This is a genomic window from Natrinema limicola JCM 13563, from assembly GCF_000337475.1.
In the GTDB taxonomy this organism is placed as follows: Archaea; Halobacteriota; Halobacteria; order Halobacteriales; family Natrialbaceae; genus Natrinema; species Natrinema limicola.
Map to the genome: position 1 here is coordinate 64,819 of NZ_AOIT01000038.1, position 25,118 is coordinate 89,936.

Annotated in this window: 24 protein-coding genes and 4 pseudogenes; 16 read left to right on the forward strand and 12 right to left on the reverse strand. The window is 63.5% G+C overall.

From position 1 onward, the window contains the following. Positions 1–27 precede the first annotated feature (27 nt). Positions 28–1,083: a CNNM domain-containing protein gene (locus tag C476_RS10815; RefSeq protein WP_008012759.1), complete on the forward strand. Its 1,056-nt coding sequence runs from the start codon at positions 28–30 to the stop codon at positions 1,081–1,083. A 132-nt stretch (positions 1,084–1,215) separates the two neighbouring features. On the opposite strand, the pseudogene C476_RS10820 reads toward C476_RS10815, so the two are convergent. After that, positions 1,216–2,494: pseudogene (locus tag C476_RS10820) on the reverse strand (MBL fold metallo-hydrolase). A 228-nt stretch (positions 2,495–2,722) separates the two neighbouring features. Here C476_RS10820 and C476_RS10825 point away from each other — a divergent pair. The 5 genes from C476_RS10825 (at position 2,723) to C476_RS10845 (ending at position 5,539) form a co-directional block, all read left to right on the forward strand. After that, positions 2,723–2,968, forward strand: a complete 246-nt coding sequence (locus tag C476_RS10825) for a sulfurtransferase TusA family protein (protein WP_008012761.1) — start codon at positions 2,723–2,725, stop codon at positions 2,966–2,968. 116 nt (positions 2,969–3,084) lie between these two features. Then, complete coding sequence (locus C476_RS10830; protein WP_008012763.1) at positions 3,085–3,504, forward strand: hypothetical protein; 420 nt, start codon at positions 3,085–3,087, stop codon at positions 3,502–3,504. 185 nt (positions 3,505–3,689) lie between these two features. Next, positions 3,690–4,112, forward strand: coding sequence for a CBS domain-containing protein (locus C476_RS10835; RefSeq protein ID WP_008012765.1), 423 nt, complete (start codon positions 3,690–3,692; stop codon positions 4,110–4,112). A 150-nt stretch (positions 4,113–4,262) separates the two neighbouring features. Further along, positions 4,263–4,892 (forward strand): metal-dependent hydrolase, encoded by a 630-nt coding sequence (locus C476_RS10840; protein ID WP_008012768.1) that lies wholly within the window; start codon positions 4,263–4,265, stop codon positions 4,890–4,892. Between the two features lie 86 nt (positions 4,893–4,978). Continuing rightward, a complete protein-coding gene (locus C476_RS10845) occupies positions 4,979–5,539 on the forward strand; it encodes a hypothetical protein (RefSeq protein ID WP_008012770.1) in 561 nt (186 codons plus the stop codon). 30 nt (positions 5,540–5,569) lie between these two features. On the opposite strand, the pseudogene C476_RS10850 reads toward C476_RS10845, so the two are convergent. Both C476_RS10850 and rdfA read right to left on the reverse strand, forming a co-directional pair. After that, positions 5,570–7,475: pseudogene (locus C476_RS10850) on the reverse strand (archaea-specific SMC-related protein). Between the two features lie 64 nt (positions 7,476–7,539). Further along, positions 7,540–8,163 carry a rod-determining factor RdfA gene (rdfA, locus tag C476_RS10855; protein ID WP_008012773.1) on the reverse strand — a complete coding sequence of 208 codons (624 nt, stop codon included), beginning with the start codon at positions 8,161–8,163 and terminating at the stop codon, positions 7,540–7,542. 256 nt (positions 8,164–8,419) lie between these two features. Between rdfA and C476_RS10860 the strand changes: the two genes are divergently transcribed. The 3 genes and pseudogenes from C476_RS10860 to C476_RS10865 all read left to right on the forward strand — a co-directional run bounded on the left by C476_RS10860 (position 8,420) and on the right by C476_RS10865 (position 12,632). Then, positions 8,420–10,675 (forward strand): NADP-dependent malic enzyme, encoded by a 2,256-nt coding sequence (locus C476_RS10860; RefSeq protein WP_008012775.1) that lies wholly within the window; start codon positions 8,420–8,422, stop codon positions 10,673–10,675. 1,168 nt (positions 10,676–11,843) lie between these two features. Next, a pseudogene (locus C476_RS19380) lies at positions 11,844–11,974 on the forward strand (Gfo/Idh/MocA family protein); the annotation flags it as partial. 442 nt (positions 11,975–12,416) lie between these two features. After that, entirely contained in the window at positions 12,417–12,632 is a 216-nt protein-coding gene (locus C476_RS10865) for a hypothetical protein (protein WP_008012777.1), read from the forward strand. Between the two features lie 120 nt (positions 12,633–12,752). Here the strand turns inward: C476_RS10865 and gvpM are convergent, their stop codons facing one another. The 8 genes and pseudogenes from gvpM to C476_RS10905 form a co-directional block, all read right to left on the reverse strand. Continuing rightward, entirely contained in the window at positions 12,753–13,076 is a 324-nt protein-coding gene (gene gvpM / locus C476_RS10870) for a gas vesicle protein GvpM (protein WP_008012779.1), read from the reverse strand. Next, positions 13,073–14,014 carry a gas vesicle protein GvpL gene (gene gvpL, locus C476_RS10875; RefSeq protein WP_008012780.1) on the reverse strand — a complete coding sequence of 314 codons (942 nt, stop codon included), beginning with the start codon at positions 14,012–14,014 and terminating at the stop codon, positions 13,073–13,075. The genes gvpM and gvpL overlap by 4 nt, the downstream gene beginning before the upstream one ends. After that, complete coding sequence (locus C476_RS10880; RefSeq protein WP_008012782.1) at positions 14,011–14,355, reverse strand: gas vesicle protein K; 345 nt, start codon at positions 14,353–14,355, stop codon at positions 14,011–14,013. Before C476_RS10880 ends, gvpL begins: the two co-directional genes overlap by 4 nt. A 100-nt stretch (positions 14,356–14,455) precedes the next feature. After that, positions 14,456–14,774 (reverse strand): annotated as a pseudogene (gene gvpJ, locus C476_RS10885) (gas vesicle protein GvpJ); the annotation flags it as partial. A 68-nt stretch (positions 14,775–14,842) separates the two neighbouring features. After that, positions 14,843–15,757, reverse strand: coding sequence for a hypothetical protein (locus tag C476_RS10890; RefSeq protein WP_008012786.1), 915 nt, complete (start codon positions 15,755–15,757; stop codon positions 14,843–14,845). Beyond that, complete coding sequence (locus C476_RS10895; RefSeq protein ID WP_008012788.1) at positions 15,754–16,341, reverse strand: Hsp20/alpha crystallin family protein; 588 nt, start codon at positions 16,339–16,341, stop codon at positions 15,754–15,756. The genes C476_RS10890 and C476_RS10895 overlap by 4 nt, the downstream gene beginning before the upstream one ends. After that, positions 16,341–16,595: a gas vesicle protein GvpF gene (gene gvpF / locus C476_RS10900; protein ID WP_008012790.1), complete on the reverse strand. Its 255-nt coding sequence runs from the start codon at positions 16,593–16,595 to the stop codon at positions 16,341–16,343. Before gvpF ends, C476_RS10895 begins: the two co-directional genes overlap by 1 nt. Positions 16,596–16,598: 3 nt before the next feature. Continuing rightward, positions 16,599–17,219 carry a GvpL/GvpF family gas vesicle protein gene (locus C476_RS10905; protein WP_008012791.1) on the reverse strand — a complete coding sequence of 207 codons (621 nt, stop codon included), beginning with the start codon at positions 17,217–17,219 and terminating at the stop codon, positions 16,599–16,601. Positions 17,220–17,586: 367 nt separating this feature from the next. On the opposite strand from C476_RS10905, the gene gvpA reads away from it, so the two are divergent. From gvpA to C476_RS10935, 6 genes are all read left to right on the forward strand, one after another. Then, the gene (gene gvpA / locus C476_RS10910) at positions 17,587–17,874 is read left to right on the forward strand and encodes a gas vesicle protein GvpA (protein ID WP_008012794.1); all 288 of its coding nucleotides are present in this window, start codon (positions 17,587–17,589) and stop codon (positions 17,872–17,874) included. A 6-nt stretch (positions 17,875–17,880) separates the two neighbouring features. Next, positions 17,881–18,903 carry a gas vesicle protein GvpN gene (gvpN, locus tag C476_RS10915; RefSeq protein WP_008012796.1) on the forward strand — a complete coding sequence of 341 codons (1,023 nt, stop codon included), beginning with the start codon at positions 17,881–17,883 and terminating at the stop codon, positions 18,901–18,903. Positions 18,904–18,939: 36 nt separating this feature from the next. Beyond that, complete coding sequence (gvpO, locus tag C476_RS19385; protein WP_008012798.1) at positions 18,940–19,488, forward strand: gas vesicle protein GvpO, halophile-type; 549 nt, start codon at positions 18,940–18,942, stop codon at positions 19,486–19,488. 121 nt (positions 19,489–19,609) lie between these two features. Then, on the forward strand, positions 19,610–19,948 hold the full coding sequence (locus C476_RS10925) for a CHY zinc finger protein (RefSeq protein WP_008012800.1): 339 nt from the start codon (positions 19,610–19,612) through the stop codon (positions 19,946–19,948). 80 nt (positions 19,949–20,028) lie between these two features. Then, on the forward strand, positions 20,029–22,755 hold the full coding sequence (gene mutS, locus C476_RS10930; RefSeq protein WP_008012803.1) for a DNA mismatch repair protein MutS: 2,727 nt from the start codon (positions 20,029–20,031) through the stop codon (positions 22,753–22,755). Between the two features lie 378 nt (positions 22,756–23,133). Beyond that, a complete protein-coding gene (locus C476_RS10935; protein WP_008012807.1) occupies positions 23,134–23,589 on the forward strand; it encodes a YbhB/YbcL family Raf kinase inhibitor-like protein in 456 nt (151 codons plus the stop codon). Positions 23,590–23,606: 17 nt separating this feature from the next. On the opposite strand, the gene nucS is transcribed toward C476_RS10935, so the two are convergent. Continuing rightward, positions 23,607–24,350 carry an endonuclease NucS gene (nucS, locus tag C476_RS10940; RefSeq protein ID WP_008012808.1) on the reverse strand — a complete coding sequence of 248 codons (744 nt, stop codon included), beginning with the start codon at positions 24,348–24,350 and terminating at the stop codon, positions 23,607–23,609. Positions 24,351–24,510: 160 nt separating this feature from the next. On the opposite strand from nucS, the gene C476_RS10945 reads away from it, so the two are divergent. Further along, complete coding sequence (locus tag C476_RS10945) at positions 24,511–25,050, forward strand: hypothetical protein (protein WP_008012811.1); 540 nt, start codon at positions 24,511–24,513, stop codon at positions 25,048–25,050. Positions 25,051–25,118 lie beyond the last annotated feature (68 nt).

Consider the following 25,118-nt stretch of genomic DNA (forward strand, 5'->3'; position numbering starts at 1 on the left):
GTCCCATCACTGACGAGCCACGAACGAATGGACGTCCTCGAGATCAGTCTCCGTCTGGTTGCCGGCATCGGGCTCATCCTCGCGAACGCCTTCTTCGTCGCGATCGAATTCGCACTTACGCGCGTCCGACAGTACCCCGAATCAACGTTCGACGAGCCGGGCCTTCGCCGTGCATGGGAGATGACCGATGACCTCGAGATCTATCTCACGAGCTGTCAGGTCGGGATCAGCGCGACGAGCATCGCCGTCGGGATCGTCGCCGAACCGGCGCTCGCGGCGATTATCGGATCCGTCTTTGCGAACACCGCACTTGCCTCTGCGGGTGCCGGTGCGGTTCTTGCGTTCGTCATCATCAACCTCCTCCATCTCACGCACGGCGAACAGACGCCGACCTACCTCGGCGTCGAGCGAACGAAGTTCGTCGCCAGATACGGGGCGACGCCGCTGTACTGGTTCGCGTGGCTGCTCTCGCCCGTGATCTGGTTCGGCGACGCCGTCGCGAAGTGGACGCTCCGCCGGTTCGGGATCGAAATGACCGGTGCCTGGCTCGAGACCGAAACCGAGATCATCGAAACGCGTGCGGATCTCCGCAACCGACTCACGTCGGTCCTCGAGCGAGGCGACCTTCCCGAGGACCGTCGAGAGGAGATCCTCAACGCGTTTACCGTCGGTGACCGCCCGGTCGAAGACGAGATGACCCCCGTCGAGGACGTGGTATTCCTCTCGACGGACGCATCGGTCGAGGAAAACATCGATCGGATCGGCTCGAGCCCGCACACACGGTTTCCGCTGATCGACGGCACGCTCGAGGCGTTCGTCGGAATCGTCTACGCGCCGACGGTCGTCGACCGGATCGACGAACTTCGGGCCGGCGACGTGACGTTCGAGGACATCGCGACGCCGCCGATGACGCTTCCCGCCGAGACACACGTCAGCGACGCGATCGACGACCTCCAGGCTGCGAATCAGGAACTCGCACTCGTCGAAGCCGACGGCGACATCGTCGGGTTACTGACGGCGACGGACGCTCTCGAGGCGCTGGTCGGCGCGTTCGAGGATCCTCTCGACGTCAACGATATTTAAAACAGGTCGTGAGAACGGATCGACCACGAACCGACCGCGTCTCGTCGATCAGTCACCGAACGCTCGAGGCGAGACGAGTCACACCAGCGAGCGACACTGCGAATCGACCAGCGATCGAGTTACCGACCTCGATCAGTCGCCAGCGAGCGATTCCTGGCTGGCAGCGCAGTTGTTCGGACCGAGCTCGAGTTCGAAGGCTTCGTCGTCGTCAGCCTCCTGCTGGCCGAGATTGGTGGGAATGATGTCCTCGTAGTTGGCCGGTCGCGGGGGCATATCCGAGAGGATGAGCTCGACGAACTCGTCTTCGTCCATCGTGAGCGCGTCCATCTCGTCGGTGAGCTGGCCGATCGGTGCCGTGTAGGTGCCGTCGGCGGCAGGTTCGGCAGCGTCGCTGAAGTGTGCGCCACCGATGAGGGTGTCATCGGGCAGCGTGAGGACACGCTCCTGCAGGCTCTCGTAGAGCTGGGCCGCGGCTTCGGGTGCGCCGTCGTCGCCCTCTTCTAAGTCGGGTCGGGCGACGCTTTCGATGAAGAGGCCGTCGCCGGTCGCCAGCAGCGAGTCGTCGACCAGGTACGAGGTCATGCCGGAGGTGTGCCCGGGCGTGTAAACCGTCTCGATCGTCGCGTCGCCGACTTCGAACTCGTCGCCGTCCTCGGCCAGGGTTACGTCGTCTGCGTAGGTGACCCCACGCTGGACCGATGCGTTAGGGATGACACCCTCGACACCGACGGCGTCGAGGGCACGCACGCCGGAGATGTGGTCGGCGTGGATGTGCGTATCGATCGCGTATTTCAGGTCGACACCGAGTTCGTCAGCGTCGGTGAGGTACCGATCCGTGAACGCGCGTAGCGGATCGATGATCGCCGCCTCGTCGCCGTCGACGACGAGGTAGCCCAGACAGCCCGAGGAGGGGCGCTGGTACTGGTAGAGCGTGCCCGCACCGTCGTACTCCGAGACCTCGACGCGTTCGTAGATGCGCGCCCAGCCGTTCATCCCGTCCTCGAGTTGGTTCGCATCGTAGCCACGGTCTTTGAGCGTGGCTGCGACGAACTCGCTCGAGCCACCCTTGGCACAGAGGACCGTCACTTCACGGTCGTCGGGAATCTGTGCAAGAACGCCCTCGTCGATCTCGTCCTCGAGGAACTCGAAGTAGGGGATGTTGATCGACTCGACGCTGTCGCCGTCGATGTGCCACTCCTCGTACTCCGAGNATCTCGTCCTCGAGGAACTCGAAGTAGGGGATGTTGATCGACTCGACGCTGTCGCCGTCGATGTGCCACTCCTCGTACTCCGAGTGGGCGCGCACGTCGAGGAGCGTCACGTCCTCGCCCGCATCGATGCTCGCTTTGAGTTCGCTGGGGGTGATCGATTCGACCTCGACATCTGGGGTTGGGAAGTCCATGTCGTCCATTGTGTACACCAACGAGTACCGGCCCGTTCCACATAAAACTTTGCATGGTCGTTCTACTATTGCACAATACTATCTCGCCAAATAATGGGCTAACGTGCATGCTGCGCCCGAATGCACAGTATATCGCGTATATGGGGCAGACAGTTGTTTGTAGACTCTGCAAGAATCGATGGCCTTTTGAATCCATAGCCAATATTGTGAAACAGCTCCAATAGAGCACACAAAACTATGAGTTCGGAATACCAGATCGCGGAGACGCTCGACGTGAAAGGTGCATCGTGTCCCATGCCGGTTGTCCAAACGAAGTCTGCCATCGACGACCTCGCCGACGGCGAGATTCTCGAGGTAGTCGCCACGGATTCGGGGAGCATGAGCGACCTCGACGGCTGGGCGACTGGCACGGACGGCGTTGAGTTGCTCGAGCAAGTCGAGGACGGCGACGTCTACAAACACTACGTCAAGAAGACGGCCTAAGCGGCGCGACGGGACATTTTTCTTCAGTTTATTGGTGATTCTGCGTGCGCTTGCGCGGGACGGATATTCGGCTCGAAGGCGACGTTTGATGGGTCTCGGCACAGAACCCCGATGTGATGACCGCCGACGATCGGTACAAGCTGTTCGGTGTCTACGTCTCTCAGGACGTGTTTGACGCGCTCGCCGACTACCTGTACGAAGCAGCCGGCGTCGTCGACTACGAGAGTTACTTCGACCCGTCGGAGTCGACGATCCCAGTGGGTGATCCGGGTGCTGACGCGACCGATAGGCTCGTTTCAGACCTCGTCACCGAATTTGCCGACCTCTACGACGAGGCGGCCTTCGAAACTGCCCGCGAGGTCGACGCCGACGCGTTCGACCTCGCGTATCTCGCTGCCGAGCCACAGACGGTCGCGAACGCCCGCGAACGCTTTCAGGCGGCGGCAACGATTCAAGATGCGGATCTGCGGACGATCCATACCGCGATCCTGGCGGCGTACCTCTCGCAGGCGACCACACGTGAGATCGACGACTGAGACGGTCTGTTGTAATGATTTCCCGGTGGGACCGCAGTGCGGGTTGCGGGTGCACCGGAACTGACTGACAGGAGTCCGTCTGAGGAGGTGCGTGCGACCGGAAGAGGGGACTGTCGATCAGGTTGGCACATTGATAGCTGCGAGGGATTATGCTACTGGTCGTGGGACCGGCGAGTGAGTCACCCATGCCAGTCCAGAATCTCGCCCGGAGCGATATTGTCACCGCCGCGCCCGACGAATCGATTCAGGAACTCGCAGCGACGATGCAAGACGAGGGCGTCGGCTGTGTCGTGATTACCGACGACGACGCGCCGGTCGGAATCGTGACCGACCGCGATCTGGTGATGGAAATCCTCGCGTCCGGGACCGATCCGGGCACGGTTGTCGCCGAAGACGTGATGTCGAAGGACCTGTGTACGATCGAAGATCGCGCTGGCTTCTACCATGCCACTGAACTGATGAGCGAACACGGCGTTCGACGGCTTCCCGTGACGGACTCGGACGGCACGCTGACGGGCATCATCACGATCGACGACCTCAACGAACTCCTCGCGGACGAACAACAGGAGCTCGCGGGCGTCATCCGGCAACAGCGACCGCCATACTGAGTGTACAGCGGGTCCAGTTGACCGATCCACCAGCCCAACGACTCCTGTATGCCGACACGTCGACAGCGATGTTGGAACCCTTATGGGTAGTGTTGACATAGCATTGTAACCGACATACTCAAAGGGTTGTGTCGCCTGTAATGTAACACAATGATGCTGCCAACGCACGTGCTCGTCGGACTTGCGCTTGCACTCCCCGTTGCAGTCGCCGTCCCCGAGCACGCCGATATCGCGCTCACTGCAGGGTTGCTCGGTGGCCTCATTCCGGATCTGGATATGTACATCGGCCACCGAAAGACGCTGCACTATCCCGTCTACTACTCGGCACTCGCCGCCGTGGCAGCACCGGTCGCCGCGCTCGTCCCGACGACGGTGACGATCGCCGCAGCGATGGGGCTCCTCGGCGCGGCAGCCCACAGCGTGATGGACGTCTTCGGCGGCGGACTCGAGCTCCGGCCGTGGGAAGCCACCTCGAGCCGGGCCGTCTACAACCATTACCACGACCGCTGGCTCGCGCCGCGACGGTGGATCCGGTACGACGGCGCACCCGAGGATCTGGTCCTCTCGGTGCTCGTCGCCGTCCCGCTCCTGTTCGCGCTCGATGGCACGCTCCGCATGACCGTCGGCACGGCCGTGCTGATCGGGGTCGTTTATACCGCCGTGCGACGGCTGCTCCCGGCGATCGCGGAAGTGCTGATCGCGGGCTATCTACTGCAGACGATTCCGGACCACATCCTGGCGCGGCTCCCCGCTCGGTACATCCCCGACCACATCGACTGATCGTCGGAGGAATCGATTGAACGGCGGCGTCGGCGCGTTTCTGTCGGAAGTATTATCAGTTATGGCTGTAACCTGTGAGCAAACGCATGCAGACCTCGGTAGCGAAAGAGGCCGAACGTGGGATCCGATATTCGCTTCTCGCCGTGGTCGCTGTCGGCTACCGTCGGCGGGACCCGGGAGCGATCGTCAACGCACTCATCGCGCTTGTGGCGACGTACCTTCCCGGCCGCCTCGAGCGCCGATACGACGTGACCTTCCGACCGTGGCAACGCGTATATCTCACCAGCGCGATGCTCACCCACGCCATCGGCATGCTCGGCCCGTACGATGATGTCTGGTGGTGGGACCACATGACACACACCCACTCGGCGACGCTGCTCGGTGGCCTGACATTCGCTGCCGCCCGGCGAAACGATCACGACCCCGGGCCTCGAGTCCTCGGTGTCGTCGCCTGCGCCGGCATCCTGTGGGAGATCGGCGAATACGTCATCCACGCGACGGCGAACCACCTCGGCTGGGAACCGGTTCTCGTCTCCTATGGAAAAGTCGACACGGCCCTCGATCTCGTATTCGACCTCGTCGGCGCGCTGTTGGTCGTTCTCCTCGGCGATGCATTCCTCGAGAATCTGACGGAGACCGACGAGTAGCACGAACACCCGTCGGCGGCGTGATGTGATCTATATCTCCTGTACGTACGAATACGAGTTCGGGAGCGCTTCGGCGTCCTCGCGGAGCAAGGCAACGACGAGACAGTCTGCGTATTCCTCGAGGTATTCGACGAGGGCGGCGATCCGATCCGAGTCGATCGCCTCGAGCGAATCGAGCAGCATGAACGGAACGACGTCGTAGACATCGTGAACCAGATAGCCGGCGAGTGCAACGACCAGGCCCGTGACCTCGCGCTCGCTCTCCGAGAGGTGATCGATCGTGTCCTCGTAACTCGTCCCATCCGCGGTCGATCGGATGATGTGTAGATCGAACGCCGTTTTCGTGACCGTCTGACGACCCTCACGAACCGTCTTCTCGCGGCGGTCGATCCAGATACGGTCGAGGTTCTCGTACTCGAGCAGCGAGAGAATCGAGTCCATGTGCTCGTTGAACGCATCGACGGCGGTTTCTTCGAGCCGGTCGACGCGGGTCCGACACTCGGTGAGGGCTTCCTCGACGGTCTCGCGCCGATCCTCGAGGTCGTGCCGGTCTGCGAGTATGGCCTCGATCTCGTCGATTCGGGCCTGCACCTCGTCGCGTTCGGTCTCGAGATTCTCGCGTTCGAGTTCGAGGCGGTTCAGTTCGCGGTGGGTCTCGATGATGTCGCTATACTCGGCGTTCTCGAACGTTTCGGCGTCCGATTCGAGGTCGTCGATGCGGGCTCGCTGTTCGTCGCGTTCGGCCTCGAGTTCCTCGATACGGTGCTGTCGACGCTCGAGGTCGTCCTCGATCGCCGAGAGCCGCGTTTCGATCTCGCCCCGTCGTTGTGATCGCTCGCGAAGCGCTTTCCGGCGGCTCGTGAGGTCGTCGATCTGTGCCTGCAACTCGCTCCGTTCCTCGAGTTTGTGGTGGCGGAGTGAGCGAAGCCGCTCGAGCGTCGACTCGATCCGGCCGCGATCGACGTGTGAGCCACACGTCCAGCAGACGACATCGTCGCTGTCTCTTATACACNCCTCCCTCGCGCCATCAGAGATGTGTATAAGAGACAGCGTTGAACCGGATCACGCTCTGCAGTTCGCTGACGGTCGTATCGAGCGACCGCTTCCGAGCGCGAAGCTCCTGAATCCGCCCCTCGAGTCGGTCCGGCGACGTCTGCTCGTCGTCGAGGGCAGCCAGTTCTGCCTGTAGGTCGTCGCGTTCGGCTTCGAGTTCGGCGTAACTCTCTCGTTCGGTCTCGAGATCGTACTCGATGGACTCGAGTTCGGTTCGCGCCGCCTGCAGGTCGGCAAACGCCGACTCGATCGCGTCTTTCCGGGCGCGGCTCGCCTCGATGTCGACCTCGAACTCGTCGAGTTCGGTTTCGAGAGCGGAGATCCGGTCGGTTACAGACTCGATCTCGTCGTCGAGGGCGGTCCGTTCTTCTTCGAGCCCGGGAAGGTCGGTTTCGAGCTGGGCGAGGTGTTCGAGCCGGTCATCGAGGTCGCGTTTTTCAGCCTCGAGGGAGTCGATTTCGGCCTCGATCTCGTCCGTATCGATCGGGCGCATGATGAGTTCGCGAAGGTCGTCACCGCTTCTGACGGCACGGCGTGCTTCGTTGGACTCGAGTTGGAAGGCAAAGAGATCAGCAAGCTCGGGATCGTCGAGATAGGGCTCGCCGTCGAAGACGACCTCGCCGTTGCATCGCTCGAGTGTGCGCGTGTACTGCCGGCCGTCGAGTGTCAGTTCGACGCGACCGGTGTCTGCATCACCTTTGAGCGAGGTCTGACGGCTCCCCAGCGCCGCCATGATCGTCTGGAGAAACGACGTTCGGTTCGTCGCGTTCCGGCCAGTCAACACGTTTACACCGGGTGTGAGTGTGACCTCGGTACTGTCGATACCGCCGATATTCTCCGCCAGAACGGTGATCGAGGAGGAGACTGACGCTGGAGATGACACGATCGATGGTTCTCGCCGCCCAATATAAATGTTATTTGGTTACAGGAACCCCGGCCGCCTCACGCTACGAACTGTCGGCGAGCTCACAGTCACAGCCACCCTGATCGAGCAGTGTCGCGATCGGGTAATCAGCCCCACAGTTGCCACAGATCGTCCGGACGTCGACGAACACCTCGTAGTCTCGATCCGCGATCTCGCCTGCATTGCCTAACTCCTCGAGCGTGGATTCGGTGACGACTTGCGTTCGACCGGCGAGTCGCTGGACGGTCTCGGTCTTTCGCTCGAGTCGGTCGTCGGTGTCCGCTTCGGGAAGCGATGCATCGCGGACGTTCGTCAGGTACGTATAGATCGTTTGATGCGTGACGAAGTCCGACCTGACCGCATCGATATCGACGCCCGTTCGTTCCAGTTCACGGCGCTTTCTGACCGTCTCGGAGCGGGAGACGTCGTCGTCAGTCAGCGTCCGGTAGAGGGTTTCGATATCGGACTCGACCATCGAGCCGCCAGCATCGCGGACGGCTGCCCGAAGGACCGCCCTGTTGAACTCGGCTGCAAGATCGCGAAGACTCGTTCGCTCCGTCCCGTCGCCGACCCATTTCGCCTCGAGACGGTCACCCCACGACTCGAGGTCGTACTCGTCTATCACGCGCTCGACTTTGGTTTGGCGGCGACTCGAGCCGTCAGTCATACCGAATGCCAGTGATGCCTGTCGTACAAATGTTGTGGTTAGAATATCGATTGCCGGCGTCTCGAATCGAGATGCCGAACGAGCGACGGGTGGCTGCCGAGCCGATCACGTTGTGACACACACGATGGGTGTATTTTCGGCCAGGATACCGTCAGACGTGATCCGTCGGGTTTGCCGGCGTATGTTTTCGATCAACAGGATATTCGACTACAACCGTACACTTTTGCTGGTGCAGCGGAGACACACGGACAGACCAATGGACGAAGACGCGCTCGAGTACCATCGGGGCGACCCACCGGGCAAGATCGAAATCGCGACGACGAAGCCGACGAACACGCAGCGTGATCTCTCGCTTGCGTACTCGCCGGGCGTCGCTGCTCCGTGTCTCGAGATCGACGACGACGAGACCGCCGCCTACCAGTACACGACGAAAGGGAACCTCGTCGGTGTCATCTCGAACGGCTCGGCCGTCCTCGGGCTCGGCGACATCGGCGCACAGGCGTCGAAACCCGTCATGGAGGGCAAGGGTGTCCTATTCAAGCGCTTCGCGGACATCGACGTCTTCGACATCGAACTCGCCCACGACGACACCGACGCGTTCGTCGAGTCTGTCGCCGCGATGGAACCGACCTTCGGCGGGATCAATCTCGAGGATATCGCAGCGCCCGAGTGTTTCGCCATCGAGGAACGACTCCGCGAGCGCCTTTCCATCCCCGTCTTCCACGACGACCAACACGGCACCGCCATCATTAGCGGAGCTGCGCTGCTCAACGCCGTCGAGATCTCGGGGAAAGACCTCGCCGACCTCGAGGTAACGTTCGCGGGTGCGGGCGCGGCTGCAGTCGCGACGGCGCGGTTCTACGTCTCGCTGGGTGTCAAACAGGAGAACATCACGATGTGCGACATCGATGGAATCTTGACGACCGAGCGGGCCGAAGCCGGCGATCTCAACCCGTACAACCGAGCGTTCGCACAGGACCGGCCTGACGGCGATCTCGCGGACGCGATGGTCGACGCGGACGCGTTCGTCGGCCTCTCGGCTGGCGGCATCGTCAGTCAGGAAATGGTCCGATCGATGGCCGACGACCCGATCATCTTCGCGATGGCCAATCCCGACCCGGAAATCGGCTACGAGGCAGCCAAAGCGGCCCGCGACGACACCATCATCATGGCCACCGGGCGCTCTGACTACCCCAATCAGGTCAACAACGTGCTGGGCTTCCCCTTCATCTTCCGCGGTGCGCTCGACGTCCGCGCGACCGAAATCAACGAGGCGATGAAGGTCGCAGCGGCGAGGGCGCTGGCCGACCTCGCGAAACAGGACGTACCCGACGCGGTCGTCAAAGCCTACGGCGACGAACCGCTGCAGTTCGGCCCCGACTACATCATTCCGAAGCCACTCGACGCGCGTGTCCTCTTTGAAGTCGCTCCTGCGGTCGCCCGCGCGGCGATCGAGTCAGACGCGGCCCGCGTCGATCTCGATATCGACCGGTACGTCGAGCGACTCGAGGCCCGACTCGGGAAATCCCGCGAGATGATGCGCGTCGTCCTCAACAAGGCCAAATCCGATCCGAAACGGATCGCGCTGGCGGAGGGAACCGACGAGACGATCATCCGTGCAGCCTCACAGATGGTCGACCGCGGAATCGCAACCCCGGTTCTGATCGGTGACGAGCGCAAAATCCGCGAGACGGTCGCAGACCTCGGTCTCGAGTTCGAGCCCAGCGTCGTCGACCCCGCAAGCGGCGACTACGAGGCCTACGCCGACCACCTCTACGAGCGCCGGAAGCGAAACGGCATCACCCGCCACGAGGCCACGTCGCTGATCCGCGACGATACCAACTACTTCGGGAGCGTCATGGTCGACCGCGGCGACGTCGACGCGATGTTGACAGGGCTGACGAACCACTACCCATCGGCGCTGCGCCCGCCGCTGCAGGTGATCGGCACGGCCGCCGACGCCGACTACGCGGCCGGCGTCTACATGCTGACGTTCACGAACCGTGTGGTCTTCGTCGCCGACGCGACGGTCAATCAGGCCCCCGACGAAGACGTCCTCGAGGAAGTCACCCGCCATACGGCCGAGTTGGCTCGGCGGTTCGATATCGAGCCACGCGCAGCGTTGCTCTCGTATTCGGATTTCGGCAGCGTCGACAACGAGGGAACCCGTAAACCCCGCGAGGCGGCCCGCCGGCTGCGCGAGGACCCGTCGATCGAGTTTCCCGTTGACGGTGAGATGCAGGCCGACACCGCCGTCCTCGAGGAGATGCTGACCGGAACCTACGAGTTCTCCGAGTTGGAGCAGCCCGCGAACGTACTGGTCTTCCCGAACCTCGAGGCAGGGAACATCGGCTACAAGCTGCTCCAGCGGCTGGGTGGGGCCGACGCGACCGGCCCGATGCTCGTTGGCATGGACAAGCCGGTTCACGTGCTCCAGCGTGGTGACGAGGTCAAAGACATCGTAAACCTCGCGGCTGTCGCGACGGTCGACGCCCAGAGCGACAGTTCCTGACCGACGATCGCGCTCTGGCAGGTCAAAAGCCACTCGCTCGTCGACGCGACCAGCCACCGTCGACGACCCCATCGTCGGTGTCGCCCGACATCTCGTTCCAGAGTCGTGTCGTCGATTCGGAAGGCAGCGGTCAATTACACGGATAGGAATGTAATTCTAGCGGGGATATCCGAACAGCACACCAGCAGGAACCCGACAGTTGTGGTGATGGAAACGACGGAGCCGAACCGCGATGTGGGCGTCCGCTGCGACGCGAGACACGATAGCTATTTGATTTCAATAATAAACGAAATGCTGAGAAGAAGGAACGCCATAGTGTTCGGAGCATCGTGACTACGCTTCCGAGTCCAGCAGTACGGAAACCGAGGTTTAAGCGGTCCAAAGACGGCTCAATCGCTGTTTTCACTGGAAGCACTCTTTTCTACTCCCAGCGTATTACGTCATGCCTATATAGCAATCGTAACTCGTCTAGCAGCGTGATACGTTCCGGTTCTGAAGTGGCTTTCAAGCGTTCATTCGTTGATTTACGCGAAACTAGACAGTTGCATCTGTGATGATTTCGGCGTGAAGGAGGCTAAGTACCAGTCCCGCATGATTTCGACGATAGAACATCTTTACTGTCTGGTAGTTTAGTATATACATCAGCTATTATCTATTTCAGAGTGGGGACTGGCCGACACGTCTCGAGGACGGGAGCCGATCGTAAGTACCGGACAGCAGTGTCGAATCTAGAATATCAGGTAGCACAGGACACAGCCACCGTCGTCTTTGCCCCAACCTGTCGCCCGTTCGGTTGTGAGTTGGCACTTTCCGATTCGTGTATCGGGGAACCCCGGGCGGAGCGGGGGGAGCCGCCCTGGGCGTGAGAGACATGAGCGTACTCGAAGCGGGGGCGAGTCCACGTCCGAGCGATCCGGGCACGAACGCACGCAATCGGCTGTCAGCGCGTCGGTAAGCCGAGCGTGTACCCGGCGGGGGTTTGCAACCCCGCACGTCTGTCGATGGGTGATTCACCAATAGTTATGCAGCCGCTTGGTACGGCGTAGCGACCCCAAACTACACGCAGGCAGCGTATAACGGCGTATAGCGTCGTGCTACTGCCCGACGGTGGACTCGACCCGAACAACTCGAGTCACCCACGTAGTCACAAGACGATCTCGAACGAACAGCGTTCCTCGAGAGCAGCAGGGAGGGAGTCGAGCCGCCGGCGACGGTCCGGGACGCGTTCGGGTGACGGCGCTGACCGAAGCGGCGTACGAGGCGGCGAGAACCGGCGATCGGCGTCCCGTCGAACGGTGACGGTTGCTCGAGGATTGCAACTGTTGATTTCAGCTACAGGAGTGGCGATCGACCAGCCCTTGTCGATGATGGTTCGTCCCGAAATCCTGCTACGGACTACTGGACGTCAGTACCGGTGGGACCGCGATCCGCCCTGGATCCCCACCGGGACATCGGGACAGCAGACCGTATGACTCATCGGGAGTGTAACGCTCTCGTTTCGTCTCGAAAGACAGTTTTTCGAGAGCGTAATCCGTTCGCGAATCGTCGACACGAAACCCGCTTCTGGCTTGCGATTATGCTGGTATTACTCGCGTTTGATCCGGCTCGAGCGACCCCCAATGCCGGAGGGGACTGTCCGAATCCGCGTCGACAACTGCGACCCGGGTAAGATCCCTATAGTCTCGTGTCCCGTTCGGTTACAAGCCGGATAACTACAACCAGTAGTGGCCATCGAACGGATATGATCACCTGCACTAACTGCGAGACCGCCCAGTTTCTGCAGATCACCCAGAGCCGGGTCTACTTCGAGGACGGCGAGATGATCAACGAAATCTCTGAGACCTACGAGTGTACCCTCTGTGGTGCGACCGGTCAGTACGTCTACGACGAGGACAGCGACGAGGAGAGCATCACCGGCGACGTCGAGCACACGACGGAACGGCCGAAGTACGCCTGACTGGTGGCCCCCGTCCGGGGGCACAGGAAGAGTCCATGGGGAGGGGTCGGCGGGCCATCAGTGCAGCGACGTCCCTCGTCTCTCGCCCGTTCGGCTCTCGTCTGCCTTCTCGAGTTGTGGTTACTTCGTCGCGTCAGCCCTATCGTCGGCACCCGTGTACGAGCGACCGACATCGAGTTCGTCAAACGTGGGACGGTCCCGATCAGGTTTGGATCGGGCGTCCTGGCGGCGGCTGACGGCCGCGTTCCGGCGACTGGCATCCCACTCCTCGAAGAGGCCGTAGTCGGTCATCGTCTCCATGCCGGCGATCGCCGCCGTGAGTTTGATCCCGACCAGTGGGACCTCTGCGACCGAGACGATCACGTCGGCACGGAGGATCGCACCGTCTCTGAGGAGCACATCAAGCACGTCGACGAACGCCTCGTCGTCCTTTCGCGGCCTCATGGCTGTGAGTTCGGGCGGTCAGTGGCGGCTGTGGCTCCGTCATCGTCACCGCCCAGTTCCGGCGCGAACGTGTACGGCGGCCATGGCCCCGTGAACCTGACCTCGAGACCGTCGTTTGCGGCCACGTCGTCGAGGATCGAACCGATCGCGCCCTCGTCGTCTTCGTGGGCCAACAGCGTGAGCCGACAGAGGGGTTCTCCGCCATTCGAGTCCGAATCGTCGCCGACGACATCGTCAGCCAGTGACGCGCTCGGCGAGCGCTCGAGGGCGTGGACTTCCCGCGCCTCGGCAGCCAATTCCTCCTCGAGGTCGGCAGTCAGCGACTCCCGTCGAGCGGCCCGCAGGTCCGCCAGCCGCTGGTCGAACTGCTTCTCGAGCAGGAAGGCCGTCCCCTCCTCGGAGTCGCCGATCCGTTCGTCGAGATCCTGGAGTCGCTCGTCGCGTTCGACCAGCGTCTCGTCATCGATCGGATCCACTTCGACGACCTCGACGCGGTATTCCCAGTGGTCGGCCAGCTCGGCGAGGGCGCGCTCGAGGGTCGCGGACTCCTCGCGGAGCCACTCGCGGACGGCGGCGTCGCCACCTCGAAGAATCGTGTCGAACTGGAACGGGATCGGCGTTCCGAAGACCTGTCCCGCCTCGTCGACGACTGTCTGGTGGCGAACCAGCCACCGCCGGACCTGGGCGAGGTTCGCCGAGTCGTAGATGTCGTCACAGGCGTGGACGACGGCTCCGATACCATCCTCGACAATGAGCGAGACGGGGTCGCCGTCGACACCGGTCGTCTCGAGGGCAGCGTCTGCGTCGGTCTGGACGAGACAGTACAGGTACCGCCCCGTCTCGAGAGCCGGCAGCTCGGTATGCTCGTCGGTCAGCTGCTCGTCGAGTGCCTCGAGGTGCTCGTCGGAGCCGGGCTCATCAGTGCGATCGCGGCTCACTCGTTCTCACCTCCGAACACGGAGTAGCCGGGTTGCTGGACGGCCGTCGGCTCGCCGTGCAGCTGTTCGATCGCGTCAGAGACCAGCCCGTCCAGATCGCCCCGAAGGTCGTCGACGCCGTCTTCGATCCCCTCGTCGGCTTTGAGTTGGTCGATCTCGGCCTCGATCGTCGCGAGTTGGGAGCCGAGCCGTTCGATCTCAGCGTCCGAGAGGGTTCCCGACTCCATGCGGCGGACCGCCTCGCGCTCGAGTGCGTCGATCAGAATCTCGACGACGGTAACGACCAGCGTCATCAGTCCGTCTCGGGCGTCCTCACCGTCGCCGACGTCGATCGCCGTCATGTGTCCTCACCTTCCGATTCAGCCTCCGGGGCAGCCTCGTCCGCCTCGGATTCCGTGGTGGCCGATTCCGTTTCCGCCTCGCTCGGGGTCTCATCCGACTGTTCTGTGGCAGTGACGTTGACGCTTCGAGTCGGGTCGATCACCGGATTCGGCCGGTCCATCTCGGCGAGTTCGGGATCACCGGCCGCCTCGGCGACGCGGCGCATGTCCGTTCCGTCGGGGAACTCGAGGCCGTACTTCGCCGCGGTCTCGAAGGAGGCGATTGCGGCCCGCACTTGGACGCCGAGCAGTTGGGTGTCGCCGATCGAGACCGCAATATCGGCATTGATGACGATCCCCTTGTCGAGCAGCATCTCGACGACCTCCGCGAGATCGGCCTTCTGGCGGCTGGGCTGGAAGTCATCGACCATCGCGATCACCGCCGGTGAGCCGGGGCCGCACGTTGGTCGGACTCGCCTCACAGCCGTTCAATCGTCGGGTTGGTGGGTCAGTCATGGGTGTGTCTTCGGCGTTCTCGCTCGAGTTCGAACCGACGGCCGTAGATTCGCTTGCGTGAGGGTGCCGTCGAGAGCTTCACGTCCTGTGGCACCGTCGAGTAGCGGGCCCCGCCGCCGAGATCGCGTCGGTCGGTCGGGATCGTCGACGACGCCGTCGGATTCCGCGAGTCCGTGCTCGTATCCTGCCGGCGCATCTTCTCGCGGTTGCACTCGTAGAGTCGCTCGAATCGCTCGTGCGTCTCGAGGAGCGCCGTCCGGAAGGCGTCGATGCCGGCTATCGCCTGCTGCTGGATAGCGACTTGATAGGCTTCCGGGTCCTCGGCGATGTCGATATCGCCGAGCGCTGCCTTCGTCGCGGACGCCGCGTCCATGTCCGTCCCGATGAGAGCCTCGTCGTTGTCACCGACTAACACCCCGTCATCGTCGTCGGCGAGATTCGACACCGCGTCTTCGATCATTCCGGCGTCGTCGCCGTCTGCGAGGTCGTCGACAGTGTCGTCGAGTTCGCGTTTCTCCTGCCAGATATCGGCCAGATCCGTTGCGTTCCAGGCGTTCAGCAGGTCGATCGCGTCGAACAGTTTCGTGAATTCGACGACGTCAGACACACCGTCGTCGTCGTTCGCAATCGCGTCGGGAATCTCGCCGACATCGATCGCGTCCAGAAGTGCCTCCTCGTCGACCGCATCCGGTAACTCACTGAGATCCAGCTCGTTTATCAGCTCGACGACCTCCTCGGCGACCCGGACGAGGGTGTCGATGTCACCGATCACCGTCTCGACGGTCTCGCCCTCGAGTTCGTCGAGCGCGTCGACATCTCCGAGGGTGTCCTCGAGCCGCTCGAGGCTCGCGTCCGCTTCCTCGAGGAGGGCGTCGAACGGCTCGTCAGCGGCGTCAGCGTCGCTCATTCGTCGTCCTCCGTTTCGTTCGGTCTCTCGGTCTCCGTCGGTTCCGGCTCCTCGTCCCTCGTTCCCGGCCTGATCTTGACGGTAAGCACCCCGTTCTTGATCGTCGCCTGAGAGTTCGTCTCCCGCCAAGGAACCTCGATGCGATCGAGTTCGTGCCCGTCGACGGCGATGACGAGCGTCGCGTCGTCGAAGCCGACCGTAATACCGTCTGGATCAGCACCAGCAACGTCCGCCGTGACCAGCAGTTCGTCGTCGTCGGTCCGTGTCGCCACATTGTGGTCGCTCGAGGGGCCCGCCGGTCCAATCCGTCGCATCCGTGATCGATCCCTGTCGCCGCCTGGACGTCGTCCAAGCGGCGAGTCGTCGGCCGAGAGGTCGTCGACTGGCCGGATCGAGATGTCGTAATCGAAGACGGCCCGATCGCTCCGTCGTCGCCCCGAAGCCGACATCACGCCGCTCTCGAGCGACTCGAGCGCCGAGAGCAGGCTCGAGAGCCAGTGGTCGCTCTCATCAGCGAGGTGATCGTCGGTGGTGCGGTGGTCGTCCGATTCGTCGCAGTCGTCGGTCGGTGGCTGGTCGCTCATTATCGTTTCACCTCCACGCGGCCGCTTGTGAGCCGCTCGTGGACGTCGCGGGCAATCTCGAGTTCCGCCTCGAGTTCCGCCTTGCGGCGCTGGTATTCCGCCTCGGAGCGCTCGCCGAGTTCGTACAGCAACTGGTTTTCCTTGAGGTCGTCCTCTATGGCCTCGACGTCGTAGAGTTCGTCGAGCGCAATCGAGTGGAGCGCGTCGATGATACCGACGAACGGCCGGAACAGAAGATCGTCGAGGACGAACATCGGTTACTGAGCACCGATTTTCACGTCGACGAAGCTGTACGGCGCGAACGGACCCGTATATCGGACCATGAGGTCGTCGCGGTCGTCCTCGAAATCGGCGACAGCGTCATCGAACGCCTCTCGCTCGTCGCGGTCGACGAGATACGAGCGATTGAGGACGAGCCGATCGCTGAACAGGTCGTTTTCGACCGACTGTGCGGCGACTGGCTCGAGGCGGTCCGCAACGTCCCCTTCGATCGCCTCACGGTCGACGTCGGCGTCGTCCTCGCGGACGAGCTTGAGGCCGAGTTCGAACCGACCCTCGATATCGGTCATCGCGCGTCGGAACGCCGGTCGCGCCCCGCGCAGGACGTTCTTCAGTTCCCGATCGCTCTCGAACGCCATGCCAAACTGCATGGGAACGACTGTTGTCCCGCTGTCGTAGTTCATTATCTCCCGGAGGACGTCGTCATGGCGCTGAGCATCCTCGTCGGTCTCTTCGGGATCGGTCGTGTCGATGTCGGAGACGACGGCACCGAGTCGCCGGTGAGAGATCGTGTAGACGCGCTCGGCACCGGCGACGGCCTCGGTCTCGAACTCGACCGTGTCGCCGTCGACGATACCGTAGACGTACCGGTTGGTCATCGGTGGATCACTCGCTGAACGGACGCGACGGACTCTCCGTTCGGTCTGGTGTCTGGTCGCCCGCGTCGAACGTCACAGGGAGAGACATGCGATCGGAACACGCCGCCTCCGTCGGTGGTCGGATAACTAACTGACATAGGCTTGGTAGCTGTGCTCCGTGCGGACACCGCAACGAGCACTCGAGTATCGTCATGAACGATTCGTTGTTCCGGTGGGTTACGGTAGTGCTTGCAGTTGCATCCCTCACCGTCTCGAGGCCTGTCCAATACGAAGGTGGGCGCTCTCCGGAAAGCAGACGGGCTCGAGCCAGCGTGCTTGCAACCGCAGTCCGAGTCGTGTTACGGAGGGCCGGTCAACATCAGGGAGTATGGCACAACCACAACGAAGACCCGACTCCTCGAGTCTCGCGGAGGTACTCGACCGCGTCCTGGATAAGGGCGTCGTCATCGACGTCTGGGCGCGCATCTCGGTCGTCGGGATCGAACTGCTGACGATCGAAGCCCGCGTCGTGGTTGCCTCCGTCGACACCTTCCTGCACTACGCGGAGGAGATCGCAAAAATTGAGCAGGCCACGGCGGAGGGCGATCTCGAAGAACTCGAGGAGCTCGAGGTCGAGCCCCGTCCCGAATCATCGCCGAAGTCCACAACGGAGTAATTACTCGTGGGCGACGCCTCGCGCAAGCGAAAGGTCCGCGGCCGGAAAATCAGGGCCAGTCGCGAACAGAAGGCAGGCCGGCGAGCGAAGAAGGAACTCGCGCGCAAGGCATCGAACGCCGGCGAACGAACCGGCGACAGTCCCCTCTCTGATCCCGAGGGGGCCCGACCCGAGACGTTCGTCGAGACCGACGCCGTCGAAACCCTGCAAGAGCGCATCACGGGCTGGCTCGAGGCCGACCAGCCGGTCCACCTGCTCGGGCCGACTGGCTGTGGGAAGACGGCCCTCGCGCTGTCGGTCGCCGCCGAACGCGGCCGCCCGGTTGTCTGGATCAACGGCGACGACGCCGTCGACACTGCAGCGCTCGTCGGCGACCACGCCGGGGGCGAACGCTACATGGAGGACGACCAGTTCATCGGCGGCGTCAGCAAACAGACCGAGATCGTCCGCGAACGCTGGGTCGACAACCCCCTCTCGGTCGCCGTTCGGGAGGGCGCGACGCTCGTCTACAACGAGTTCTCGCGCAGCGATCCCGACGCACACAACGTCCTGCTCTCGGTCTTCGAGGAGGGTGTCTTAGAGCGCCCCAGCAAGCGCGGCGAGGACCGGACGATCGACGTCCATCCCGAGTTCCGGGCGATCCTCACGTCCAACGACACCGAATACGCTGGCGTCCACGAACAGCAGGACGCGCTGCTCGATCGATTCGTTGGTGTCCACGTCGACTACTACGACGCCGAGACCGAACGCGAGATCGTCCGCGCACACGTCGACCTGCCGGACGACGACATCGCGACCGTCGTCGAGACGACGCGAGCGCTTCGCGACGACCTCGAGATCGTCGTCGGCACGCGTGCGGCGATCACGGCCGCGAAGGGGCTCGCGGTCTTCGACGGGCACGACGACGCCGGCGAGTTCGCCGACGAGACGTTGGCGACCATCTTCACCGACGTGCTCGCGCCGAAAGTCGCGGGCGAGGACGGCGGCGCTATCGATGACCTGCGATCGCAGATCACCGAGGCGATCTAACCGACTCCGAACGGCACAGCAAGCGACCACAGACCGATGGCCGAAGCCGACACCGATACCGACTCACAGGAGCGATGTAAGGCCCGCACCGAAGACGGCGAGCGGTGCTCACGGCCGGCCCAGGACGACGGCTTCTGCTATCAGCACGACGAAAGTGATCCAACAGTGAGCGACAGTCAAGCAGCCGAAACGCAAGAACAGCCCGACGAACAGGCCGATGACGAGAGCGAGCAGCCCCGCTCCCGCGGCACGACGACGATGACCGCCGACGAGGTGACCGACCCCGACGAGGTCAAGAAAGACGTCGATGTCGAACACGAGGAGATCGCGGGGGTCCTCGCCGTTCGCGAGACCGTCCAGTCGACCGCCGGCCAACTCATCGGCCACGAGTTCGACGGCGTCAGCGAGATTTCGCCGACCGACGAGGGCTGGCGGGCCGTCGTCGAAGTCGTCGAACGCCGGGCCGTCCCCGACACCCAGGACATCATCGGCCGCTACGAGATCGAACTCGACCCCAGCGCGACCGTCCACGGCTACCGCCGCGTCGACCGCTACCGGCGCGGCGACACCGCCGCGTTCGAGTAGCGGATCGACGCAAGCAGTCCCGCTCGCGGGCACTCGAGTCACGACGCTGTCGCTGTCCCCGGCGGTCTGCCCGACCGCAACCTCGAAGACGTCCCATCCCGTCGACCCGACCGAACACGCCATGTCGAGCCCGCCCGTCCACGGCGTCGCGGTCGGCCCGGAAACCCGGTGTGCTCACTACCGCACCGACCGCGACATCGTCGCGTTCAAATTCGCGTGCTGCGAGTGTTACTATCCCTGTTTTCGCTGCCACGAGGAACGGACGGATCACGAGGCGGTGCCGTGGCCGCGTGACCGGTTCGACGAGCCGTCCGTGCTCTGTGGCGTCTGCGACACCACGCTTTCCGTCCCGAACTATCTCGAGGCCGACTATCGCTGTCCGGCTTGCGATGCGGCGTTCAATCCCGGCTGTGGAGCCCACGCGGCGCTGTACTTCGAGACAGGAGCGTCGGACCAGTGACCAGTCGTCGACCGACACGACACCCAAGTCGGCACACTGATCCAGCAAGCTATTTCCGCGTCGGACGGTCGACTCCGGGTATGGATCCGGCGCTTGGCCCGCCCGACGCGATGGCCGAGAAACGCGACGAGCTGACGCCGATGATGCGTCAGTATCACGATCTCTGTGCGCGCTACGACGACGCGATCGTCCTCTTTCAGGTGGGCGACTTCTACGAGACCTTCTGTGGCGCGGCCGAACGCACCGCGCGTTTACTCGAGATCGCCCTGACCAGCCGCGAGGACTCCACCGGCGAGTACCCGATGGCCGGCATTCCGATCGACAACGCCGAGTCGTACATCGAGGACTTACTCGAGGCCGGCTACCGGGTCGCGGTCGCCGATCAGGTCGAAGAGCCCGGCGAGACCTCGGGTGTCGTCGAGCGGGCGGTCACACGCGTAATCACGCCCGGAACGCTCACCGAGGACGAACTGCTCGCAAGCGACGACAACAACTTCGTCGCGGCGCTCGCCCGCGACGACGAGCGCCTTGGACTGGCCTTCCTCGACGTCTCGACCGGCGACTTCTACGCGACAAGTGCGACCGCACGCGAGTCAATCGCCGACGAATTAAGCCGATTCAACCCCTCCGAGGCGGTCGTCGGCCCCGACGCGCCGGCCGACCCCGTCCCCGACGACTGTATGGTGACGCCGTTCGACGCGCGAGCATTCGACCGCGAGCGGGCCGGCGAGAAGCTCGCGGCGTATTTCCGGAATCCCGACGCCTTGCTCGCCACCGACGCCGAAATCCGTGCCTGCGGCGCGTTGCTTTCCTACGCCGAGTACGTCCGTGGCGGCGAACACGAAGGTGAACGCGGCGAGGCCGACGACGAGCGCGTCGCGGCCGTCTTCGAGAGCGAGGGGGAGCAGCGCCTCGAGTACATCACGCAACTCACCCGCTACGATCCTCGCGAATATCTCTTACTCGACGCCGTCGCCTTGCGTAGCCTCGAGCTATTTGAACCCCGGACGGTCCACGGCCGCGACGACGCGACGCTGATCGGCGTGATAGACGAGACCGCGAGCGCACTCGGCGGCCGCCGGTTGCGCGACTGGCTCCGCCGGCCGCTGCTCGAGCCTGCACGAATCGAGGCACGCCACGACGCAGTCGCAGAACTAAAAGCGGCGGTCCAACGGCGCGAAGAGCTTCACGAACGGCTTCGGGAGGTCTACGACCTCGAGCGACTGATCGGACGGATCTCCCGCGAGCGGGCCAATGCGCGGGATCTGCGCTCGCTGCGGGATACGCTCGCGGTCGTCCCCGAGATCCGTGACCAGCTCGCGGACGCCGACTGCGAGCGGCTGCGGGAACTCCACGAGGCGCTCGACCCGCTGTCGGACGTTCGCGAATTGATCGAGGACGCGGTCGTCGCCGAGCCACCGATCGAGATCACCGAAGGCGGGATCATCGCGGAGGGCTACGACGACGACCTCGACGAGGTGCGCGCGACCGCCCGCGACGGCAAACAGTGGATCGACGACTTAGAGGCACGCGAACGCGAGCGCACTGGCATCGACTCGCTGAAGGTCGGCCACAACTCGGTACACGGCTACTACATCGAGGTGACGAACCCGAATCTCGAGGCCGTCCCCGACGACTACCAGCGCCGTCAGACCCTGAAAAACTCCGAGCGGTTCGTCACGCCGGAACTGAAAGCCCGCGAAGACGAGATCGTTGGGGCCGAGCAACGGGCCGACGATCGCGAGTACGAACTGTTTTGTGAGGTTCGTAGCGAGATCGCTGCCGAAGTCGAACGCGTCCAGGCGCTTGCCGACGCACTGGCGAATTTGGACGCGCTCGTCTCCCTTGCGACCGTCGCCGCCCAGTACGACTACTGCCGGCCCGACCTCCTCGAGCGCGAGGGACGGGACGGGCTCGTGATCGACATCGAGGGCGGCCGCCACCCGGTCGTCGAGCGCACCCAGGAGTCGTTCGTCCCCAACGATGCCCACCTGAGGCCCGAGCGGCGGCTGGCAGTGATCACCGGCCCCAACATGTCCGGGAAGTCGACGTACATGCGCCAGGTGGCCCAGATCGTTCTGCTGGCCCAGATCGGGAGTTTCGTCCCCGCTCGAGCCGCAAAACTCACGCCCGTCGACCGGATCTTCACCCGCGTCGGGGCCAGCGACGACATCGCCGGCGGGCGCTCGACGTTCATGGTCGAGATGGACGAACTCGCGACGATCCTCCGGGACGCCGACGAAGGCTCACTCGTCCTCCTCGACGAGGTCGGACGGGGAACCTCGACTGCCGACGGCATGGCAATCGCACGGGCGATCACTGAACACCTCCACGACGCAGTCGGCGCGACGACGCTCTTTGCGACCCACCACCATCCGCTGACCGAACTCGCCGACGACCTCGCTGCCGCCTTCACGCTTCACTTCGAGGTCGACCAGGACGACGGCGAGGTCGTCTTCTACCACGAAATCGCGCCCGGTGCGGCCACGGGCTCGTACGGCGTCGAGGTCGCGACCGCGGCCGGCGTACCCGTAAACGTGGTCGATCGGGCACGGGAACTGGTCGCCGACGCAGCAGCCGGGGAAGTCGGAGCGGACGACAGCGCTGACGAGGGGACTGACGACACCGACTCGAGCGATCACCCGATGGCCGACGCCGACGGCGAGTCGCCTGCGCCAGCGACGGCAGACGGTGGCGACATCCCAACGGACGTGGCGGCCGAACTCCGTGCGCTCGATCTCGCCCACCTCACGCCCGTCGAGGCGCTGACGGAACTCGATCGGCTCAAACAGTTGCTCGAGGAGTAAGCCGATCGCTCCGTCGGTCGCACCGATCCAAGCCGCCGACGTGAAACGCCGAGCAGACCGCAGACGGCACCATCCGGCACAACACACAACCGTGCCAGCGACGATGTTACTCCATGACGTATCGAACGACCATCGGCTGGTCGCTCATCACGTCGGGCATCGTCACGCTGTTACTGAAGGCACTTCCGGGCGACTCGTTGTGGTGGGGAATCGGGCTATTAGTACTGGGGATTGTGGTCTTCACAGTTCGCCGGTAGCCGGCCGCTCGACCAGGACCTGGATCACTCGCCTTCCAGTCGACGTCAACCCGCCCTCAAGTCGGCTGTAACCTTCTTCTGTCACGCCGATGAACGGCTGACACGGGAGGCGATACACGATATGGGAGAGTTGACACTCGCAAGTCCAGCGTTCGACGACGGGGACCGGATCCCCCAGAAGTACGGCTACACGGCAGACGATGTCAACCCGCCGCTCGAGATCGGCGGCGTTCCGGACGACGCCGAAGCGCTCGCGCTGATCGTCGACGATCCCGACGCGAGAGCGCCCGCTGGGAAGATCTGGGACCACTGGGTCGTCTGGAACGTTCCGCCGACAACGACGACGATTCCCGAGGACTGGCACCCAACCGAGGCGACTGAGGGAACGAACGACTACGGCGAACACGGCTACGGCGGCCCGAACCCGCCAGAGAGAGAACACACCTACCGGTTCGAACTGTACGCGTTGGACGCGTCGCTCGACCTCGCCACCGATGCCGGCGCGGACGAGCTTCGCTCGGCGATGGACGGCCACGTCCTCGAGCAAACACGCCTCGAAGGGACGTATCCGGCCTGACGCGCCGAATAGACCACTTACTCCGCCGGCGGCTCGAGCGAGACGAACTCGAGGCCGTGATCGTCGAGTAGCCGCGCCGCGCGATCGGTCACCGACGGCGCGACCAGAATCCCGCGGACCGTCGCCTCGGCGTGCAGATCCCGCTCGAGGGCGTCGACGTACCGCCGGAGCTGGCTCACCGCGTCGGGACCGACCCGTCGACGCTTCAGTTCGACGACAACAGCCCGCCCAGCGTCGTCCTCGCCGTAGATGTCGACCGCACCCGCCGGCGTGTCGCGCTCGGTTGCCAGCGGCGTAAAGCCGGGCTCGAGGAGGGCCGGCTCCTCCAAGATCCGCTGACGGAGATCCTCCTCGGTACCGACGAGCGCGAGGTCGTTCTCGTCGGACCCCGACAGCGCGGAGACCTGAAAGAGGTCCTGAAACCGGACGGTGAGTCGTTCGTCCGGCGTCGATCGACGGCTCTCGAGAACGAGCGCGCCGTCCTCACAGGAGACGTCGTGGTCACAGCCCGGCGGCTGCCAGTTGACCGGCTGCTGGCCTTCGTCGGTATGGACCAGTGCCGCGCCGTCGGGCTTGAACATGACGTGGCGGTCGCCCGCCTCGAGATAGCTCGTCGCCCGGCCGTCGTAATCGACGGTACAGCGCCCGAAGACGGTCACGATGGCGCCGCGATCGAATCCGCGAGCGATCACGTCGCGGGCGGCCGTCGGCGTCGGTCCCTGAAGCGTTTCCGTCCGCTGGCCGTGCTCTGACTCCGTCACTGACAGCCGTAGTGTCGGGGCGGATAAAAGCCCCCCGCTGTCGGGTGAAGTACCTCGGGGACAAGCCCCGAGGCACTCGCCCTACTCAGCCTGTAGATTCCGTCCCGAGTCGAAAGAACACAGAAGATATATGTCTGTCCGCTGCCGCGCTCGATTCACAATGTCGAACCTTTCGAGCCGTCGTGGCCTCCTTGCACTTGCCGGGACCGGTCTCGCCGCGTCGCTTGCCGGCTGCTCCCAACTCGACTCGATGAGCGGATCGGCCGGCGAAACGACGGACGCCGTCACACTCCAGATCAGACCGGACGAAGACGAAGTTTCGAGTCTAGGAGAGGAAATCCAGGCGGAGCTCGAGAACGGGACCATCAGCCGGCAGGAGGCACAACTCGAGTACCAAGAACGACAGCTCGAGTTGGTCGAAGCGGCCGCGACCGATTTCGAGGAGTCGGCTGCGGACAGCGACATCACGATCGAGAGCTCCGAAACGGCGTACGGTATTTTTCTCGTCGCTGGCTCCGACGAGGCGATTTTGGATACGCTCCGCGATGGGACCGCCGGCGCGATCTATCCCGGTGAGCAGTACGAGCCACTCGTCCAGCAACAGCAACAACAAGCCCAACAGCGGACGATGCTCGAGGAACAACAACAAACCGCAAACAACGAGACGAACGACTCGACGGGGAACGAGACGGACAGCTAACTCGAGCCAGATCGCTGTCTTCGATCCCGCGTTACTACTTTAGATACTGTCGGACAGAACTATTTGAA